Here is a 17,724-nt window from a genome sequence, read left to right as displayed (position 1 = left end):
AAAATAGTAGCGTATTGTGTGCTGGCGGCGAGGCATGTGAGCGATATGGATACAAAGCGTCAGAACGCGGCCGTCGGCGATTGGTTGAGGATACGCCGCGATCCGGAAACCGGCATCGAAAGCGTGCACGCGCATTTCCGCGGCCATGCCTACGACCCGCACGATCACGACGAGGTGTTGGTGGGCGTCACCCAGCAGGGCGTCCAGCGCTTTCGGTGCCATCGACGGACCCATACAAGCACGCCTGGCCGCGCCATCCTGATCGAACCCGGCGCCGTGCACGACGGCCATGCACCGGAGGACAGCGGTTTTACCTACGCCATGTTGTACTTGCCGCTGCCTTGGCTGGCCGATTCGATGCAAGGGCTGGCCGGGCTGAAGCTTTCCGCGATCCAACCTGCTTTTCGCAGCACGCTGGCGGATGACACGGCGTTGAGCGCCGCGATACAGCAGGCCTTTGTCGCCGTGCATCACGGAGAAGGGCGGCTGGCGCGCGACCAGGGCCTGGACCGCATGATGAGTCTCCTGTGCGGGCAGTGGTCCACGCGGACGACGCCGGCGCGGGGCGGCTCGACGGCCGGAATGGACCGCGCCAGGGATTACCTCCACGACCAGATGGGGCGGGATATCGGTCTGGACGAACTGGCCGCCCACGCCGGGACGGACCGATTTCGTTTGACTCGCCAGTTCAGGCTGGCCTTCGGCTTGTCGCCCCACGCCTACCTGGTGCGGCTCAGGTTGCGCAGAGCACGGGCCTTGCTCGCGCTAGGCCTGGCGCCGGCGCAGGTGGCCATGGATGTCGGTTTTGCCGATCAAAGCCATCTGGGCCGCTGGTTCCGCCGCGCCTATCGGCTGACGCCCGCGGCATACCAGCGACAGTGCACAAACGTTCTAGACTGAGTGTCTGCCGCCGCCGATCATGCCTGTCTGGTCCCGCATGATTGGAGTCCCGAGTGTTCGATACCAAGGTAGCCCTCATTGTCCGCAATGACCTGGCGATATGGCAAAGACTGAACGTGGTGGCGTTTCTGGCCACCGGCATCGCGTCGGCGGCGCCGGATGCCATGGGCGAAGCCTATATCGATGCGAACGGCTATCGCTACGGAAACATGCTGGGCCAGCCCATGCTGGTTTTCGAGGCGGATCTCGCGGGCCTGCGAGCGGCGCACCGTGTGGGATTGGAGCGGCAGGTGACGATGCTGCCCTATGTGTTCGCGATGTTCGCAACGGGGCACGACGAGGCCAATCGCCAGGCGTTCCTTGCCGAGGATCCGGCCAATCCGGACCTGGTGGGCCTGGCGATACGAGGACCCAGGAAGGCCGTGGATAAGGCCACGAAGGGATTGGCCCTGCATCGCTGAGACCGGCCGCGCCCGCGACCCGTCTACTGTTTCTTTCGGTCGCGGTCGACGGCAGCCTTTTGTTCGAGGTCGTTCAGGTAGGCACACATCATGTCGGCCATTGCGTCGGCATAGGTCTTGATCTCCGCCGGGGTGCGCGGCGTCTCCGAGAACTCTTTCCCCACGGTAGTGAGCGTCGTGGTGATCAGGTCGCCGGCCAAGGTGCGTGTTTTTCTTGTTGCCCTGGGCAGCGCCTCGCGCATGAAAGCCTGGAAGGTTTTTTCTCCCGCCGCCTTGGCGGCCCTTGCCTCGGGCGCGTCGCGATAGAGCGGGGCGGCGTCATTGAGGGCAACCCGCATGTCCGCTTCCTCACATTCCGAACGGATGAAGGCGTGGACCAGTACACGTAGCCGTTCGAGGGGCGATTTTCCGGCATCCTCCAGGATGCCGCACAGCAACTGCGTGGTCTGCTGCCATTCGTCGACCTGCAGGCGAAAAAGGATCGCCGCCTTGTTGGGGAAGTATTGATATAGGGAGCCCACGCTGACGCCGGCTTTCTCAGCCACGCGGGCGGTCGTGAAGCGGGCAGCGCCTTCCTTTGCCAGCACCTGGGTCGCGGCTTGAAGGATCGCCGCGACCAATTCGGTCGAACGGGCTTGCTGGGGCTGCTTGCGGGAAGCGATCTGCGGACGGCGGCTGGTCATGGTGGCGTGAGAATGAAGGTCCGGTATGTATGCGATCAATTATTCGCATCTTTATCCAGGGCGTCAATTTTTGCGTGGGCCCTGTCGAGGGCACGGCAGTGCCGGAAAAATGCGAACTCCAATGCGAATGGTGAATGCGACTATTTGATCGTATGCTTTCGATGAATGCGACGAAGCCGTCGCGTTTACCTCCCCGCCGCGATACAGCGGCGTACTGAACCCGTAAACACCATTGGAAACTGTCATGACGTCAACATTGACCGATAGCCCCCTGGCGGCGCTGCTGGACCGCCTTTTCAAGCAGGCCGACGAAGCGGCCAGCCCTGCCTTGGACGGGATTTCCCGCGAAGAACTCGGCCGCATGATGCGCAGCAAGACGGAATATCTGGCCTTCTATGGACAGCTGAAGGATTTCTGGCTGCCCGTGTCGCGCGAGACCGGCAGGCTGCTCTACATGCTGGCGCGCAGCGCCCGTGCGCGCAGCGTCATCGAATTCGGCACGTCGTTCGGCATTTCGACCATCCACCTGGCTGCGGCCGTGCGCGATAACGGCGGTGGCCGCGTGATAAGCAGCGAGTTCGAACCGTCCAAGGTGATTCGCGCAAGGCAGCATCTGGTGGAGGCGGGCCTGGCGGACCTGGTGGAAATCCGTGAAGGCGACGCCCTGAAGACCTTGGCCACGGATCTGCCCGACAGCATCGACCTGCTGCTGCTGGACGGAGCCAAGTCGCTTTATGGCGACATCCTCGATCTGGTCGAGGCAAGGCTGCGACCGGGCGCGCTTATCGTGGCCGATAACGCGGACTACAGCCCCGATTACCTGGCGCGCGTGCGCGCCCCGGGGAGCGGGTACCTGTCCCTGCCTTTCGGCGAGGATGTGGAATTGTCCATGCGCCTGGACTGAATCGCATGAACCAGGAGCGCTCTCTTATCGCCAGGCACGGCGCAGGCGGTACCGCGCCGTTGTCGCGGGCTGCCTGTTTTCCGCGGCATCGGGCCTGGTTTATGTGGCTTCGCTGGCCTTTGTCGCGGAGCCCATCGCATCGGTGTGGGTCGTTGCCTGCGGCCGCGTCCTGCTGGCCCTGGGCGAGAGCCTGATCGCCACCGGTTCATTGGGCTGGGCGCTGGGGCTGGTCGGTCCCGGCAACGCGGGCAAGGTCATCGTCTGGATAGGCATCGCGATTTATGGCGCCTATGCCTTGGGCGCACCGCTAGGCGTCGCCGTGAACGAGCAATGGGGATTCATAGGCGTGGCTGTCGCGGTCATCGTGATTCCGCTGCTGGCGCTGGCCGCCGTGGCGCGGGTTCGCGCCGTGGCGCCGTCGGCCACCCGACGTACGCCGTTCTACAAGGTGCTGGGCGCCGTGTTCTGGCCCGGCATGGGATTGGCCCTGGCCAGCGTGGGCTTCGGCCTGATCACGGCCTTCATCGCCTTGCTGTTCGTCGCCAGGGACTGGGGGAATGCGTCGCTGGCATTCACGGCTTTCGGCCTGGCCTTCATTCTTGCACGCGTTTTCTTCGGCCATTTGCCCGACAAGCTCGGAGGCGCCAGGGTGGCATTGGCAAGCGTTGCCATAGAAGCGCTCGGCCAGCTGCTGATCTGGGCCGCCGATACGGCGTCGACCGCCTATCTTGGAACGGCGCTGACGGGTTTGGGCTATTCGCTTGCGTTTCCCGGCTTCGGGGTGGAAGCCGTGCGCAGGGCGCCGCCGCGTCCGCCCTGGTCGTCGCCTGGAAGCTGGCCTTCACGCGTCGGGCAACGCCGTAAGACTTGTGGCGAAGGCGGCCTGGACGCTTTGCTTCCAGGCCGTGCCGGCACGCCGCCGGCGGGACGCCGTCAGTCCGGGTTCATTGCGCCGTAGATCGCATCGTACGTGGCATCCCGTTCGGCCCAGCGCCTGGCGAGATCGCGTTCGAGCAGGAGCTCGCCGCGAGGATGATCCGCGCGCTCGAGCATGCGCATCACCTGCGCAATGTAGTCGCCTATCGGCATGGCGCGCGGATCGCTGGCCTGGCCCGCGCCAGTCAGCTCCGTTTGCACGTAGGGCGGCGAAAGCTCCAGTACTTCCACCGGCGTGTTGCGCAGCTGGTGGCGCAGCGAGGTCAACCACGAGTGCAGGAAGGCCTTGCTGGCGCAATACGTCGGGAAGCTGGCCAGTGGCACGAAGGCCAGCGCCGAACTGGTCGCCATGATGGCCGCGTGCGGCTGCCGCCTTAGCAGGGGCAGGAAGGCCGCGGTGACGCGCAGCACGCCCAGGATGTTGGTGTCGACGATCGCTTCGGCGTCGGTGGCATTCCAGGCATCCGAGGCGATGTCCTCGGGCCGCGATATGCCCGCATTGGCGATCAGCACGTTCAAGTCCGGATAGCGCGCGCGGACATGTTCGGCAAGGCCGGGCAGGGCGGTTGGGTCGGACAGATCCAGCGGCAGGCCGACGATACCGGGACGGCTGGCGGCGATCTCGTCGAGCAAGGCGCGTCGACGCCCGGTGACGATTACGCGGTTACCGCGGTCATGAAACGCCTCGGCCAGTGCGCGGCCGATACCGCTGGTGCCGCCGGTTATCAGGATGGTGTTGCCGGTCATCTTCATGGTGTTGCCTTTCCATCAGGGTGTGGGCGAAAAGGCGACGGCGACCGTCATGACGCCGCACCCGAACGACGCCGAACCGCATCCAAGCGGGGCGTGGCGCCGCTCCACCGCGGGGCGGCAGGATAGGCGAGAGCGATCGAACGGATGGAGGATAGAGGGCATTGCCGTGCGCCTGTGCTTCCGAGATCCCTCTGCTGAGGCCCACTCGGTATCGGGCGCGTTGGATGACGATAACGCCTGCGGCAATGCCATGGAGATGGCTGCGGATCGAACGTTAACGGCGCGCGGGCACGCCGTCAACCCGCTTGCGATTCGCGGGCAGCCGTAGCGGGCGCCGGTGTCTGCATCACCGATGCCACGAAGTCGGAAAACGCACGGGCCTTGGCCGTGGCCAGGCGGCCGGTGGGAAATACGGCCCAAAGGTCGATGTCGGGCAGGGACCATTCTTGCAGCAGCCGCAGGACGCTCCCGTCGGCAAGCTCGGGCGCGAACATCCAGTCCGACACGATGGTGAGACCCATGTGCGCGAGTACGGCCGTGCGTATGCCTTCAGCGGCATTGAAGCGCGCCCGGCCTTGCACCAGCACGGAGACTTCGGCGCCATCGCGGCTGAAATTCCAGACATTGCTCAGTTGGCTGAACACGAGGGTCTGGTGATCTGCCAGATCGGCGGGCACACGGGGCGTGCCCGCGCGGGACAGATATTCCGCGGTCGCCAGCACCGAGCGACGCGATGATGCGAGCTTGCGCGCCACGATGGCGGAATCGGCCAGCACGCCCATGCGCAGCGAGACATCGATGCCTTCGGCGATGAGGTCGATGGTCCGATCGTCCAGCACCACGTCGATATCGAGTCCGGGGTGCGCGTCGAGGAAGCGGGGCAGGTGGGGCAGCACGTGGAGCCGCGCGAATGTTGGCGCGGCCGAGATGCGCAGACGGCCGGACAGGCCGGCGCCGGCACCCCGCGCGGCAAGTTCGGCTTCATCCGCCTCTTGCAGGGCCAGCCGCGCGCGCTCGTAGAACCGCAGCCCGGCTTCGGTGGGCGTCAGCCCGTGGGTGGAGCGCAGCAGCAGCTTGACCCCCAGCCGCTGCTCCAGTTGCGCGACCGTCTTGGACACCGCGGGCTGCCCGATGTCCAGGACGCGTGCGGCGCCGGAGAACGAGCCCGTTTCCATGACGCGGACGAAGTGGGTCATCGCGGTAAGACGATCCATGGTTATTCCCACCCGGAATAAATGATATCGACGAATGATATCTGCCATTCCAAGTAAAGGATAGCCAGAATCTTGCCATGCCATCGACGTGCCGAGGAGGCGCGCCAGGCCAGACCACCCTCTCGGAAAGGAAACAACCATGTCCCGCTTCGACCGTTACCGCGATGCCTACCCCAATGCCCGCCTGGCGCGCTCGCCGGAAGGCGTGCTGGAGATAGCCCTCCATACCAACGGCGGCAAACTCGTCTTCAACGGCCACACGCATGAACAGTTCGTCGACCTGTTCCATGACGTCGGCAGCGATCCGGAGAACCGCGTGGTGATCCTGACCGGCACCGGCGACGCCTTCATGGACGAGATCAGCCCGGAAGGGTTCGATTTCTTTACGCCGCGCGGCTACGACAAGATCTACCGCGAGGGCAAGAAGGTCCTGATGAATATCCTCGACATCGAGGTGCCCGTGATCGCCGCGTTGAACGGTCCGGTGCTGCTGCATTCGGAATATGCCTTGCTCGCCGATATCGTCCTCGCCACGCCCGAGACCGTGTTCCAGGACAAGCCGCATTTCGACTTCGGCATCGTGCCCGGCGACGGCGTGAACCTGCTATGGCCCGAAGTGATCGGCAGCGTGCGCGGCCGCTACTTCATCCTGACGCGCCAGCGCCTGGACGCCCGTACCGCCCAGGAGTGGGGCGCGGTGAACGAAGTCGTTCCGGCCGACCGCCTGCTGGCGCGTGCGCGTGAGATCGCGGCGGAATTGGCGAAGCTGCCGCCACTGACCAGCCGCTACACCCGTATCGCGCTGACCCAGAAGTTGCGCCGGATCGTCGACGAAGGCGCCGGCTACGGACTGGCCCTTGAAGGCATCAGCGCCGCGGAAGTCGCGCGCTCCTTCAATCCGTCCGCCTGACGTGGCCGCGCTGCCGGAGTCGCCGGCAGCGCCGAACGCCAAACGCCGATCCCGGACTTTTCTCCCACTTTTTCTGCAAAGGATTTTTCCATGTCGCTCCAGGACAAGCTCGACGCCTTCAAGGCGGACTTCCAGGCTGGCAAGCCGCCTTACAACGTACCGCCCGCCGTCATCGAGACCATGCATCGCGCCACGGCCGAACTTATCGCCTCCGGCGCTGCCCGGCGGGCGCTCAAGGCCGGCGACCGCGCGCCTGGCTTCACGCTGATCGATCCGAATGGCCATCCCGTGTCTTCGGCCGAGCTGCTGGCAAAAGCTCCCTTGGTCGTGACCTTTTACCGCGGGGTGTGGTGCCCCTACTGCAATATGGAGCTCCAGGCCCTGCAAGCCACCCTGCCCGAGATCGAAGCGGCCGGCGCCAGCCTGGTTGCGATCTCGCCGCAGGTGGCGGCGAACAGCCGCAAGTCGGTGCGCCAGAACGCGCTGTCCTTTCCGATTCTGTCGGATGCGCATAACGACGTCGCGGCGTCCTTCGGCCTGCGCTTCGAATTGCAGGATTACCTGGTGGAGCTCTACAAGTCCCTGAAGAACGATCTTCCCGCGTTCAATGGCGATCCGAGCTGGACGCTCCCCATGCCGGCGCGGTACGTGATCGCTCCGGACGGCACGATCGTTTATGCCGAGGTGAATCCGGACTACACCCGCCGGCCCGACCCGTCGGAAATGCTGCCGGCCATACGCAAGGCCGCCGGCCACACGGTCTGATCCGCACGCGCATCGCCGCCATGGGGCGGCAAAGGAGCACGCATGTCCCGTACTTTCCTTATCACCGGCGCCACCAGGGGCATCGGCCTGGCGCTTACGCGTCGCCTTGTCGCAGGCGGACATCACGTGATCGGGCTGGCCCGCAGCGCGCCGCCGGATTTCCCGGGCACATTCGTCGCCGTGGATCTCAGCGACGACGATGCGACCCGGAATGTCCTGTCCGACCTCTCGCAACGCTACGTGCTGGATGGCGTGGTGAACAACGTCGGCCTGGTCCGTCCAGCCTTGTTGGCCGATGTCGATCTGGGCGCAATGGCCGATGTCTTCCGCGTGAATCTGCATCCCGCGGTATTGACGGCGCAGGCCGCATTGCCCGGCATGCGGGAGCGACGCTGGGGCCGTATCGTCAATATCTCGAGCCTGACCATCCTGGGCATGCCCCAGCGCACGGCCTACGCCGCTATCTGGCGGGCGTGCCCATGGGCCGGTTCGGCAATCCGGACGAAATCGCCGGCACCATCGCGTTCCTGCTGTCGGACGATGCGGGTTTCATGACGGGGCAGACCCTGCACGTGGATGGCGGCGCATCACTGGGGCGGGTGCACTTCTAGGCGCGATGGCCGGCACCCGCGATGATCGTCGATCGTCGCCGGAGTGCCGCGCGGCGTCAGGATGCCTTCGCCGCCTTGGCGCCCAGGCGGGCCTGGAACTTGGCCATGTCGACGATCGCCCGCCGGTGGGTCGCGCGAGCGATCAGGTCCATGCCGTCGGAGGCTTCGATCGCGAAGTGCAGAATGCGGTCTTCGATCGCGGTCAGCGTGCAGGTGACCGTGGCGGTGAAGCCCAGCGGCGTGGCCGCCAGGTGGTCGATGCCGATGTGGATACCCACGGATCCCTGGCCCGGCTGCAGCGACGGCGCCAGGGACTCGATCGCGCATCTTTCCATCAATCCCACCAGCGCGGGCGTCGCCAGGACCGCGAAGCCTTCGTTGCCGTATTCCTCGGCGCTCAGGGCGGTGTCGACCTTGACGGTGAGGGTGTGGGTCATGCCGGTTTCCAATGCCATTTCTTTCCCTTGTCGTTGCGTCATGGACGCTCGTTGTCGGTGTTGAGCCTGCTTTTCAGTCGACGGACGCGCCGGAGTCGGCGACCACCTTCTTCCACTTGGCCAGATCGGCGATCTCGACCTGCTTGAATTGTTCGGGCGTATCCCCGATGGTGAGCAGGCCCAATTGCTTCAATTGCGCTTGCAGCGAAGGGTTGTCCAATGCCTGCCGCAAAGCCTTGTTCAATTTGTCGATGACGGGCTGGGGCGTGCCGGCCGGCGCCAGCCATCCCGTCCAGCCGCTGATTTCGTAACCCTTGACGCCCTGTTCGTCGAAGGTCGGAATGTCGGGCTGCGTGGGCCATCGTTGCAGGCTGGTGATCGCCAGCGGCCGCACCTGCTGGGTCTGGATCAGGGGCGTCATGCCGTTCAGGTTCCCGAACATCATCTGCACGCGGTTGGCCAGCAGGTCGACGATGGCCGGTCCGTCGCCGCGATACGGCACGTGCACGATATTGATGCCGGTCATCGTGCGCAGCATCTCGCCGGACAGGTGGGTCGTCGTGCCGCTGCCGCCCGATCCGTAGTTGAGTTTGCCGGGCATCTGCTTCGCCAGGGCCAGCAGTTCCTGCAGGGTGTGAGCCGGGACGTTGGGATTGACGACCAGGACGTTGGGCGTGGTGGTGACGCGGGAGATCGGGCTGAAATCCTTGATCGGGTCGAAGTTGACGTTCTTGTAGAGATTGGGATTGATCGCCTGGGTGCCCAGCGTGCCGTTGAGGATCGTGTATCCGTCGGGCGCGGAGCGCGCCACGTATTCCGTGGCGACGTTGCCGCCCGCGCCGGGCCGATTCTCGACGATGATGTTTGCATTCATGTCCTGGGCGACGACCGTGGAGATCAGCCGCGCGATGACCGACGCGCCTCCGCCGGCGACGAAGGGAACGATGAGCCGGATCGGCCGGTCCGGAAACGAGCCCTGGGCCAGCGATAGCGCCGGCCCGGCCATGGCGAGGGCGGGGATGCCCATTACGAAGGTGCGTCGGTTGATAGTCATCATGAGTCCCGAAAGGTAGGTCCAGCAATGATCAGATCTTCACAACGAGTGCATCGACGATCACCACGCCTTCGCCGTCGCGACGGACGATCAAGGGGTTGAAGTCGATTTCATCCACCAGATCCTCCAGTTCCGATGCCATGAGGGCGATACGTTCGATGGTTCGATAAAGCGCCGGCGAGTCCCACGCCGGCCGGCCGCGTACGCCATGCACGAGCGCGGCCAGGCGCGTTTCATTGCAGAGACATTCGGCTTCCCGCGCGTCGAAAGGCGCCAGGCGGAACGAGACGTCCTGCATGACCTCGGCCAGCGTTCCTCCCGGCCCGGCCATGATGGCCATGCCGAGTTCGGGATCCTTGACTCCGCCGACGATGACTTCGCCCGCGCCGCTTACCAATTCCTGGACCAGCACGCCGTCGACCTTCACGTCGTCGGCAAGGCCCGCCGTATTCAGCAGCCGTTCGGCCGCCGCCCTGACGCTGTCCGCATCCTTCAGGTTCAACACGACGCCGCCGATCTCGGTCTTGTGGCCGATCTGTGCCGATTGCAGTTTCAGTGCGACCGGAAAACCGATCTCGCGGGCGGCGGCTTCAGCCGTATCGATGTCGTGCGCCAGCGTCTGCCGTGGAAATGGCAGGTCCCAGATGGCGCATAGCGTCCGGGCCTGATGTTCCGCCAACTGCCTGGTGGCGACCTGCGACAGGAAATCGCGTGCCTTGCGCCGTCGCTCGGTGCTGGCGTCAGGCAGTGCCGCTGCCGCCGCCGAACGGTGCGCGCCGTATTCATTGAAGCGGCGCAGCGCGCTCATGGCCGCGGCCAGGCGCTGGGGGGAGGGAATCACCAGTATGCCGCTCTCGCGTAGCAGGTCCTGGCCCGGTCCGTCGGGCGCCGTCCATGTCACGACGGTGGATGGCAGGTAGTTTGCCGAGGCCACGATCTGGCGCGCGTAGTCCACTCCGCTCTGGGCCACGGCGGGTCCGACCACGGCGATCAGGGTGTCGTAGCTGCCCTCGGCGCCGACGATATGCGCGGTATCGGTGAACAGGGCGCGGTTGCCCAGGTTCGCCGTCGTCATGTCGATCGGGTTGGCAAGGCTGGCGATGTCGGGTAGGGTGGCGCGCAGCTTCTCGAGCGCCGCGGCGCCTGGGGAGGGCAGGTCGAACTGCTCGCGTTCCAACGCGTCGGCCATCAGCACGGCGGTCCCGCCGGTGCCGGTGATCGCCACCGTCCGCGTACCGATCTTCCGGCTGCGTGGCGATGCGAAAGCCTGCGCGTAGTCCAGCAGCGCGTCGACGCTGTCCGCTTCGATCAGGCCTTCCTGGCGGCAGAACGCGGAAAACACCGCGCCATGCCCGGCCAGGGCGCCCGTATGCGATGCCGCCGCCCGCATGCCCGCCTTGCTGGTCGCACCCTTCAGGATCACGACCGGCTTGCGCAACTCATGGGATCGACGCGCCAGGCGCCGCAGCGTCGCCGGATCCCGTATGCCTTCGATCGCGCCGGCAATGACCCGCACTTCCTCGCGTTCGAGCAGGGCGAGCCCGCAGTCGGCGAAGGTCAGGTCGGCCTCATTACCGGTGGTCAGCAGATGAGCGAAACCCATGCCGCGCTCCAGGCCCAGGCCCATCAGGCCGAAACCGACCCCCGAGCTCTGGCTGACCAGGCCGATGGTTCCGCTGCGGAAGCCATCGAGGGCCTCCAGCAGGGGGTTGAAGCCGACCACGGTGGCCGTACCGAGGTTGACCGTGCCCTGGTTGTTCGGACCCAGGATCCTGAGGCCGGCGGCGGCGATTTCACGCATCTCGGCCTGGGCGGCCATGCCTTGCGCGCCTGTTTCGGCGAAGCCGGCGCTGATCACCACGGCGGCGCGGACGCCTTTCGATGCGCAGTCGCGCAGCGCCGGAAGAACGTGCGCGGCCGTCGTCACGACGATGGCGCAATCGACGGGGCCGTCGATCTCGGCGACCGATGTGTGGCAGGTCAGGCCATCGACGACGCCGCCTCTGGGATTGACCGGATGGATCGCGCCGCGATAACCATATTTCCTGAGGAACTTGAGCGGCTTGGCGCCGATCTTGTTCGGGTCGGTGGATGCTCCGATGATGGCGATGGACGCTGGCGTAAGCAGCGGAGACAGGTCGACGATCGGGGGGGCGGTCGCCCTGTCATTCATGGCCGGCGTCCCGCTTCTGCAGCATCGCCTTCAGGCCACCTTCGGCGATCTGTCGCTGGCGAGCCTCGCGGTCGCCCGCCGGCTTGGACATATTGGTCGAGATCATGACCTCGGTGTTGAAATCGAGAGCGTTGCGCAGCCCCATGATTTCGAATGTCTTGTTGATCGTGCGCTTGTTCAGCGCCAGCGCGACGGCGGGCACTTTCGCCAGGCGCCGCGCATATTGCCGGACGCCTTCATCGAAATCCTGGGCGGGCCAGACCCGGGTGACGATGCCGATCCGTTCAGCATGGTTGGCGTCGATGGTGTCGCCGAAGAAGAGCAGTTCCTTCGCGCGCTTCATTCCCGCTACCCAGGGCATGAAGAGCCCGGGCGGACCGGATATGCCGCGTATTTCCGGTTCGCCGAAGGTCGCCGTATCGGCCGCGATCGTCAGGTCGGCGGCCAGCGCGAGGTCGCAGCCGGATCCCAGCGCGTGTCCATTCACCGCCGCGATCACGGGCTTTTTCAGGTTCCACATCTGCGTGCACATTTCCAGGCAGCCTGTCAGGTGCCAGCGCCAACCCGCGACCGTGTGGTCCCATGGATTCACCGCGGCGTCCTTGAGGTCCACGCCGGCGCAGAATGCGCGGCCGGCGCCCCTGACCACGACCACCACCGTGTCGGCATCGGCCTCCGCCTTCGCCAGCGCGGCGACGAATTCCGATTTCATCTCGCGGTTGATGGCGTTCAGTACCCGCGGGCGATTGAGGGTGACGGTGCAGACACCTTGCTCGACTTCATACAGCACGACCGGGTCGTTGGACATCGGCTTCTCCTGTGGGTCGTTATGCTCAAGAATTACTCTGATTGTTAACAATGCCACGGCTCTGGGGATAGCTTACCTGCCCACTGCACAGAAATGGCGCTTTTTCAGCGCGCTATCGTGGTGCATTTGAAGGACGCGGTGCGGCAACTGCGGTATATTGTTAACAATCTGGGTCTGCGGCGACTGTAGGCGCCGCTACCGGGCTTGTCAAGCAATAATGGCGTCGGCCGGCCCGGGACCGGGCCGGGCGTCTGGAGATGAATCGCTGTGCAGGAAGCAGAAACCACACTCGCCGCAACGGGCAAACGCAGCCTCGACCAGGCCGCTGCCGACACCCTGCGGCAAGCCATCCTGACTGGCGCGATCGCGCCCGGCAGCCGATTGACGGAAACCCGGTTGGCGGAGCAGATGACGCTGTCACGCGGCCCGATACGCGCGGCACTGCACAAGCTCGTCACCGAGGGCCTGGTGATCCAGCAGCCCTATGTGGGATGGCGCGTCATCAGCCTGAGCGTCCAGGATGCCTGGGAGATTTCCACCTTGCGCGCCAACTTCGAGGGGCTGGCGGCGCGACTGGCCGCCGAGCGCATCGACGACCACGGGCGCGAGCGGCTGCAAGGCGCGTACGATCGCTTGGTCGCCGCCGCCAGTCAGGCCGATCACGCCGCATTGATCGACGCGGACCTGGCGTTGCACAAGCTTGTCGTCGATCTGGCCGGGCATAGCCGGCTGGCGCAGCACTACGCACCCGTGACGCACCAGATCCGTCTGTACATCGCCGCCACGACGGGGATGCATCACATGGCTTTCGATTCCGTGTGCGAGGCACACTGGAACATCGTGGAGTCCATCCTGCAGGGCATGGCGACCGAGGCGGGCGCGCTTGCCAGCGCGCATTGCTACAACAGCGGACGGAAGCTGCGCAATCTGCTCGAACGCGGAGAATGATGGTCCGGCTTCAGATCGCCGCGTGCCGCAGCAGTTTGGCGAGCTCGGGCGCGGTCATGAAGGAGACGCCATGCGTCGCGGCATATTCCCGGGCCGACGGTGAAACTTCCCCTAGCGCGACGTAGATGGCTTCGCGCGCTTGCCGGCGTTCGCGGGCCGCTTGCAGGGCCCGGACAGGTTCGACACCCGTACGGGCGGCTTTCCAGCGCTGCGCGCTGAGCACGGCGATGTGGTCGCCTTTGCTCAGGACGAAGTCGGCGCCGGCGCCAGGATAGGTTTCCACCTGGCAGCCGTCACGTTCCAGGCCGGAACGTATGGCGGCGGCGAAGGCGGGCCAGGACATGGCCGCGGCCGCCGCCGCGATGGCTTCCACGCGGCTATCGGACGGCGTGCGCAACTGCCGCCAGCCGGCAAGGAAAGCAATCACCACGAAGGGAATGGAGGCGAATACGCCGATCGCCCAGTACTCGCGCGGCAGGGCCGCGACGGCGCCGACGAGCAATGCGGCGGCGATCCCCGCGCTCATCCACCACGGAGAGCGCAGCAGCACGCCGAAAATCGAATTCCTGGAGGGTTTGAACCTCATGCTTCGGGGGCCTGGCCGACGACGATGCGGACGTCGCCGCAAGTGACGGTTTGCCCGGCGCGGATCTTGGCGGTTTTGCGCGTTTCCAGCACACCGTCCACGCTGACCCTGCCGTCCGCGACCAGTTGCTTGCCCGCGCCGCCGCTATCGCAGACCCCTGTTACCTTGAGCAGGTGGTTCACTTCGATAAAGGGGAGGCCGGGCGCGAGTTCGAAATCTATCGTGGGCATTTGAGGCAGGGGTAAGAGTGGCGACCGACCCAGCCTTCCGCCGAGTACGGGGTACTCGAGCGCGGCGGCGTCGGCGCGTGGTCAGGCCTCACTGTAATGCAAACACGGGCGGCGCAGGGCACCGCCGGGCGCGAGCCGCCGCATCAGGAGCGGACGCGGCGATCGAGCAGCAGCGCGATGCCTTCCGCGGCGCCGGCCAGCAGGCCTATGCCCCAGATGGCGCCGGCGCCCAGTATGCCGGCCCCCATGGCGCTGCCGATGGAAAATCCCAGGTACATGGTCGACGTGTTCAAGGCGAGGGCAAGCGATGCCTGGGCAGGGCCGCCGGCGGCAATGAGGCGCGCCATCTGGGCCGGAAAGAAAGCCCAGACGCTGAATCCCCATGACGCGACGCCGAGCAGGACCGGAATCGCGGCGACGCTGGGAGGCAATCCTGTGGCCAATGCCAACGCCCAGAACGAAAGGCCCAACACGATCAGGGACAGCCGCACCACGCGATCGGAGCCGAGCCTGTCGTTCAACGCTCCGCCTGTCGTCACGCCCAGTGCCGCGGCCAGCCCCCACATCGAGACCGTGGCGTTGATCCCCGTCGCGCCATAATTCAGGACGCTGGCCAGATAAGGCGCGATGTAGGGGTAGACGGCATAGGCGCCGATGGACCAGAAAAGGCTGACCGACAGCAGCCGCAGGATCGCGGGTTGCCGGATGACGGCGACACGCTGGGACAGGGTTGCGACGGGGATGCCCGCGCCGGCATCCCTGGCGATGCCGGCCATGATCCCGACGATGGCCGCCAGGCTCATGGCGCCGACCGCGAGGAAGGTGGCGCGCCAGCCGAAGACATGTCCCACGACGCCACCCAAGGGCAGTCCGAGCGCGATCGCCAACGTCATGCCGCCGCTCACGATGGCGAGCGCGCTGCCGCGTTTGGCTGGCGCCACGATGACGCCGGCGAGTGCGTTGGCATTGGGAACGTACAGGCCGGACGCCACTGCCATCATGACGCGCGCGGCCATCAGCATCCCGAAGCTGGACGACCACGCCGCGAGCAGATTTCCCACGGCAAACAGCGACATGGCGAGCAGCAGCGTGCCACGGCGCCTGAACCGGCCCGTCAGCACCGTGGATATCGGCGAGCTCAAGGCCATGGTCAGCGTGAATACCACCACCAGCAGCGCGACGTGCGGCACCGTCATGTGGAAGTCGGCGGCCATCGTCGACAGCAGCGGCGCGATCATGAAGCCTTCGGTGCCTATGGCGAAGGTGCCCAGCGCGAGGAATGCCGCCGGTACCAGGGTGGCATCCGGCGCGGCTTGCGGACGCGCCGCGCTGCAAGCGACATCCGCGGTGCAGGATTGAGAGGACATGGCAACTTCCTGTGTTGCACGGCGCTGGCCGATATTTGCCCAGCGCCGGCGTAGCGTTTCGGTCAGACCGGAATCGGGTTGTCGACGATGCTCTGGTTGAACGCATGCACGAAGGCGTGTTCGCCTGATCCCGGGTTGTCTCGCAAGGCCCTGATGCCTTCCACGAAGACTTCGGGCGCGTCGGTCGCCAGCCCCTTCATGGTTTCGGCGATGAAGGCATCCAGCGGCATGGCGCGCGGGTCCCCGCTCTTTTTGATCAGGTCGGTGTCGACCCAGGGCGGCGCGATTTCCTGCACCGTTACGCTGGTGTCGCGCAGCATGAAGCGCTGCGACAGCGCGTAGGAGTGCAGTGCCGCCTTCGACGCGGAGTAGACGGCGTTCGTCGCAATGGGCACATAGGCCAACACCGACGTGTTGTGGATGATGGTGGCGCGAGGCTGCGCTTTCAGGTGTTCGATCAGCGCCGACGTCAGGCGGATAGGACCGAGCAGGTTGGTGTCCAGGATGCGGCGCGAGGTGGTGTCGTCGACCGCGGCGGCGGCGTTGTCGAAGGGCATGATGCCCGCGTTGTTGATCAGGACGTTGAGCCCTGCATACCGGGCGATGAGTGTCCGGGCGACGCGTTCGATATCGTCGGCATCGGCGATGTCGAGCTGCACGCCCTCCATGCCGGGATGGGCGGCCGTTATCTCGTCGAGCAGCGCCTGGCGGCGCCCGGCGATGACGACTTTATTGCCCAGGGCATGGAACGCTTGCGCCAGGCCGCGGCCGATGCCGGACGTACCGCCGGTGATCAGGATGGTGTTGTCGCTGAGCTTCATGTGGATGTCCTTTAGCGGAGTAGATAGGCGCCGAACGGTTCAGGCACCGCGCATGTCGTCACTTTGCCGTAGTTTCAGGTCGGCTCAAATGTCATTGAAACGGCAATTAAGGACATGAATATGTGTGGCGTTCCAGAAATCCGGCTTTTACTGCCTGCTTTGCAGTATCCTGGAGGCACATATCCAGCATATCGAGACACGCATGCGCCAGATAGGGTTGATCCTGGAGGACGGCTTCCAGCTCATGGGTTTGTCCGCGATCGCCGCCTTCGAACTCGCCAATGGCGAACTCGGCGACGACGGTTATCGGCTGACCATACTTTCCGAGGCCGGCGGCATCGTTCGATCCACCATGAGCGCGGGCATCGAGTCGGTGCCCTTCGGGGTGATGCCCGACACACTGATCGTGGCGGGCGAGTTGAAGCCCGGGCCCGTCGCACCTGGCGTAAGGGCCTATCTGGTCCGCGCCGCGGTAGAGGCGCGGCGGATCGCCGGCGTATGCACGGGCGCTTTCGTGCTGGCCGAGGCCGGGCTGCTGAATGGCCGCACCGCCACCACGCATTGGGCGCATGCCCGACGCCTGCAGGAACGTTTCCCCGAGGTGCGTGTCGACGAAGACCGTATCTTCATCCGGGATGGCAATATCTGGACGTCGGCTGGAATGTCGGCGGCGATCGATCTGGCGCTCGCGTTGATCGAGGACGACCATGGCGCGGAACTGGCGCGTCAGGTCGCGCGCAAGCTGGTGGTTTACCACCGCCGTCCGGGTGGGCAATCGCAGTTCTCGGCCCTGCTGCAGATGGAGCCTCGTACCGACAGGGTGAAACGCGCCCTGACCTATGCGAAGGAGAATCTCCGCAACGCGCTCAACGTGGAAGAATTGGCACAGGCAGCCAGCCTGTCGCCACGCCAGTTCAGCCGCGTCTTCCGCGAGGAAACCGGCCAGTCGCCGGCCAAGGCGGTCGAGCTTCTGCGGCTGGAGGCTGCCAGGGCGATGCTGGAAGACGGCCGGCATTCCATGGACGTGGTGGCGCGCGACACCGGCTTCGCCGACCGGGACCGGATGCGCCGTGCTTTCCTCAGGACCTATGGGCAGCCGCCGACGGGGTTGAAGCGCAGCCTCGTGCTCATGGGCAGTCAGCCGATGGTGTGAGGCGCACGGA

Annotated in this window: 18 protein-coding genes and 2 pseudogenes; 9 read left to right on the top strand and 11 right to left on the bottom strand. The window is 65.5% G+C overall.

Annotated features, from left to right (window positions below; all coding sequences use genetic code 11):
- The first annotated feature begins 45 nt into the window (after positions 1-45).
- Together CAL12_RS16660 and CAL12_RS16655 are read left to right on the top strand one after the other, a co-directional pair.
- Complete coding sequence (locus CAL12_RS16660) at positions 46-900, top strand: AraC family transcriptional regulator (RefSeq protein WP_086065659.1); 855 nt, start codon at positions 46-48, stop codon at positions 898-900.
- Between the two features lie 53 nt (positions 901-953).
- Positions 954-1,361, top strand: coding sequence for a DUF2000 family protein (locus CAL12_RS16655; protein WP_086065658.1), 408 nt, complete (start codon positions 954-956; stop codon positions 1,359-1,361).
- A 23-nt stretch (positions 1,362-1,384) separates the two neighbouring features.
- Here the strand turns inward: CAL12_RS16655 and CAL12_RS16650 are convergent, their stop codons facing one another.
- Positions 1,385-2,044 (bottom strand): TetR family transcriptional regulator, encoded by a 660-nt coding sequence (locus CAL12_RS16650; RefSeq protein ID WP_086067940.1) that lies wholly within the window; start codon positions 2,042-2,044, stop codon positions 1,385-1,387.
- A 244-nt stretch (positions 2,045-2,288) separates the two neighbouring features.
- Here CAL12_RS16650 and CAL12_RS16645 point away from each other — a divergent pair, with 244 nt between their 5' ends.
- Positions 2,289-2,948 (top strand): O-methyltransferase, encoded by a 660-nt coding sequence (locus CAL12_RS16645; protein WP_086065657.1) that lies wholly within the window; start codon positions 2,289-2,291, stop codon positions 2,946-2,948.
- Between the two features lie 52 nt (positions 2,949-3,000).
- Positions 3,001-3,786 (top strand): annotated as a pseudogene (locus CAL12_RS16640) (arabinose transporter); the annotation flags it as partial.
- A gap of 95 nt (positions 3,787-3,881) precedes the next feature.
- On the opposite strand, the gene CAL12_RS16635 reads toward CAL12_RS16640, so the two are convergent.
- On the bottom strand, positions 3,882-4,637 hold the full coding sequence (locus tag CAL12_RS16635; protein WP_086065656.1) for an SDR family oxidoreductase: 756 nt from the start codon (positions 4,635-4,637) through the stop codon (positions 3,882-3,884).
- Between the two features lie 296 nt (positions 4,638-4,933).
- Positions 4,934-5,851 carry a LysR family transcriptional regulator gene (locus CAL12_RS16630; protein WP_086065655.1) on the bottom strand — a complete coding sequence of 306 codons (918 nt, stop codon included), beginning with the start codon at positions 5,849-5,851 and terminating at the stop codon, positions 4,934-4,936.
- Between the two features lie 139 nt (positions 5,852-5,990).
- Between CAL12_RS16630 and CAL12_RS16625 the strand changes: the two genes are divergently transcribed.
- From CAL12_RS16625 to CAL12_RS16615, 3 genes and pseudogenes are all read left to right on the top strand, one after another.
- Complete coding sequence (locus CAL12_RS16625; protein WP_086065654.1) at positions 5,991-6,761, top strand: enoyl-CoA hydratase/isomerase family protein; 771 nt, start codon at positions 5,991-5,993, stop codon at positions 6,759-6,761.
- 90 nt (positions 6,762-6,851) lie between these two features.
- Positions 6,852-7,526 (top strand): peroxiredoxin-like family protein, encoded by a 675-nt coding sequence (locus CAL12_RS16620; protein ID WP_086065653.1) that lies wholly within the window; start codon positions 6,852-6,854, stop codon positions 7,524-7,526.
- Between the two features lie 42 nt (positions 7,527-7,568).
- Positions 7,569-8,137 (top strand): annotated as a pseudogene (locus CAL12_RS16615) (SDR family oxidoreductase).
- Between the two features lie 56 nt (positions 8,138-8,193).
- Here the strand turns inward: CAL12_RS16615 and CAL12_RS16610 are convergent.
- From CAL12_RS16610 to CAL12_RS16595, 4 genes are all read right to left on the bottom strand, one after another.
- Complete coding sequence (locus tag CAL12_RS16610) at positions 8,194-8,574, bottom strand: thioesterase family protein (RefSeq protein ID WP_157793016.1); 381 nt, start codon at positions 8,572-8,574, stop codon at positions 8,194-8,196.
- A 73-nt stretch (positions 8,575-8,647) separates the two neighbouring features.
- Positions 8,648-9,631 (bottom strand): Bug family tripartite tricarboxylate transporter substrate binding protein, encoded by a 984-nt coding sequence (locus CAL12_RS16605; protein ID WP_086065651.1) that lies wholly within the window; start codon positions 9,629-9,631, stop codon positions 8,648-8,650.
- Between the two features lie 28 nt (positions 9,632-9,659).
- Positions 9,660-11,801, bottom strand: coding sequence for an acetate--CoA ligase family protein (locus tag CAL12_RS16600; RefSeq protein ID WP_086065650.1), 2,142 nt, complete (start codon positions 11,799-11,801; stop codon positions 9,660-9,662).
- On the bottom strand, positions 11,794-12,609 hold the full coding sequence (locus CAL12_RS16595; RefSeq protein WP_086065649.1) for an enoyl-CoA hydratase/isomerase family protein: 816 nt from the start codon (positions 12,607-12,609) through the stop codon (positions 11,794-11,796). Before CAL12_RS16595 ends, CAL12_RS16600 begins: the two co-directional genes overlap by 8 nt.
- A gap of 267 nt (positions 12,610-12,876) precedes the next feature.
- Here CAL12_RS16595 and CAL12_RS16590 point away from each other — a divergent pair, with 267 nt between their 5' ends.
- The gene (locus tag CAL12_RS16590) at positions 12,877-13,557 is read left to right on the top strand and encodes a GntR family transcriptional regulator (protein WP_086065648.1); all 681 of its coding nucleotides are present in this window, start codon (positions 12,877-12,879) and stop codon (positions 13,555-13,557) included.
- 10 nt (positions 13,558-13,567) lie between these two features.
- On the opposite strand, the gene CAL12_RS16585 is transcribed toward CAL12_RS16590, so the two are convergent.
- The 4 genes from CAL12_RS16585 to CAL12_RS16570 form a co-directional block, all read right to left on the bottom strand.
- Entirely contained in the window at positions 13,568-14,143 is a 576-nt protein-coding gene (locus CAL12_RS16585) for a restriction endonuclease (RefSeq protein ID WP_086065647.1), read from the bottom strand.
- A complete protein-coding gene (locus tag CAL12_RS16580; RefSeq protein WP_086065646.1) occupies positions 14,140-14,373 on the bottom strand; it encodes an RNA-binding S4 domain-containing protein in 234 nt (77 codons plus the stop codon). Before CAL12_RS16580 ends, CAL12_RS16585 begins: the two co-directional genes overlap by 4 nt.
- Positions 14,374-14,516: 143 nt before the next feature.
- On the bottom strand, positions 14,517-15,740 hold the full coding sequence (locus tag CAL12_RS16575; protein ID WP_086065645.1) for an MFS transporter: 1,224 nt from the start codon (positions 15,738-15,740) through the stop codon (positions 14,517-14,519).
- 62 nt (positions 15,741-15,802) lie between these two features.
- Positions 15,803-16,561: an SDR family oxidoreductase gene (locus CAL12_RS16570; RefSeq protein WP_086065644.1), complete on the bottom strand. Its 759-nt coding sequence runs from the start codon at positions 16,559-16,561 to the stop codon at positions 15,803-15,805.
- 202 nt (positions 16,562-16,763) lie between these two features.
- On the opposite strand from CAL12_RS16570, the gene CAL12_RS16565 reads away from it, so the two are divergent.
- Entirely contained in the window at positions 16,764-17,714 is a 951-nt protein-coding gene (locus CAL12_RS16565; protein ID WP_086067939.1) for a GlxA family transcriptional regulator, read from the top strand.
- Positions 17,715-17,724 lie beyond the last annotated feature (10 nt).

Origin of the sequence: Bordetella genomosp. 8 (assembly GCF_002119685.1) — a bacterium.
Taxonomy (GTDB): Bacteria; Pseudomonadota; Gammaproteobacteria; order Burkholderiales; family Burkholderiaceae_B; genus Bordetella_C.
This window is presented reverse-complemented; position numbering and strand designations above follow the sequence as displayed.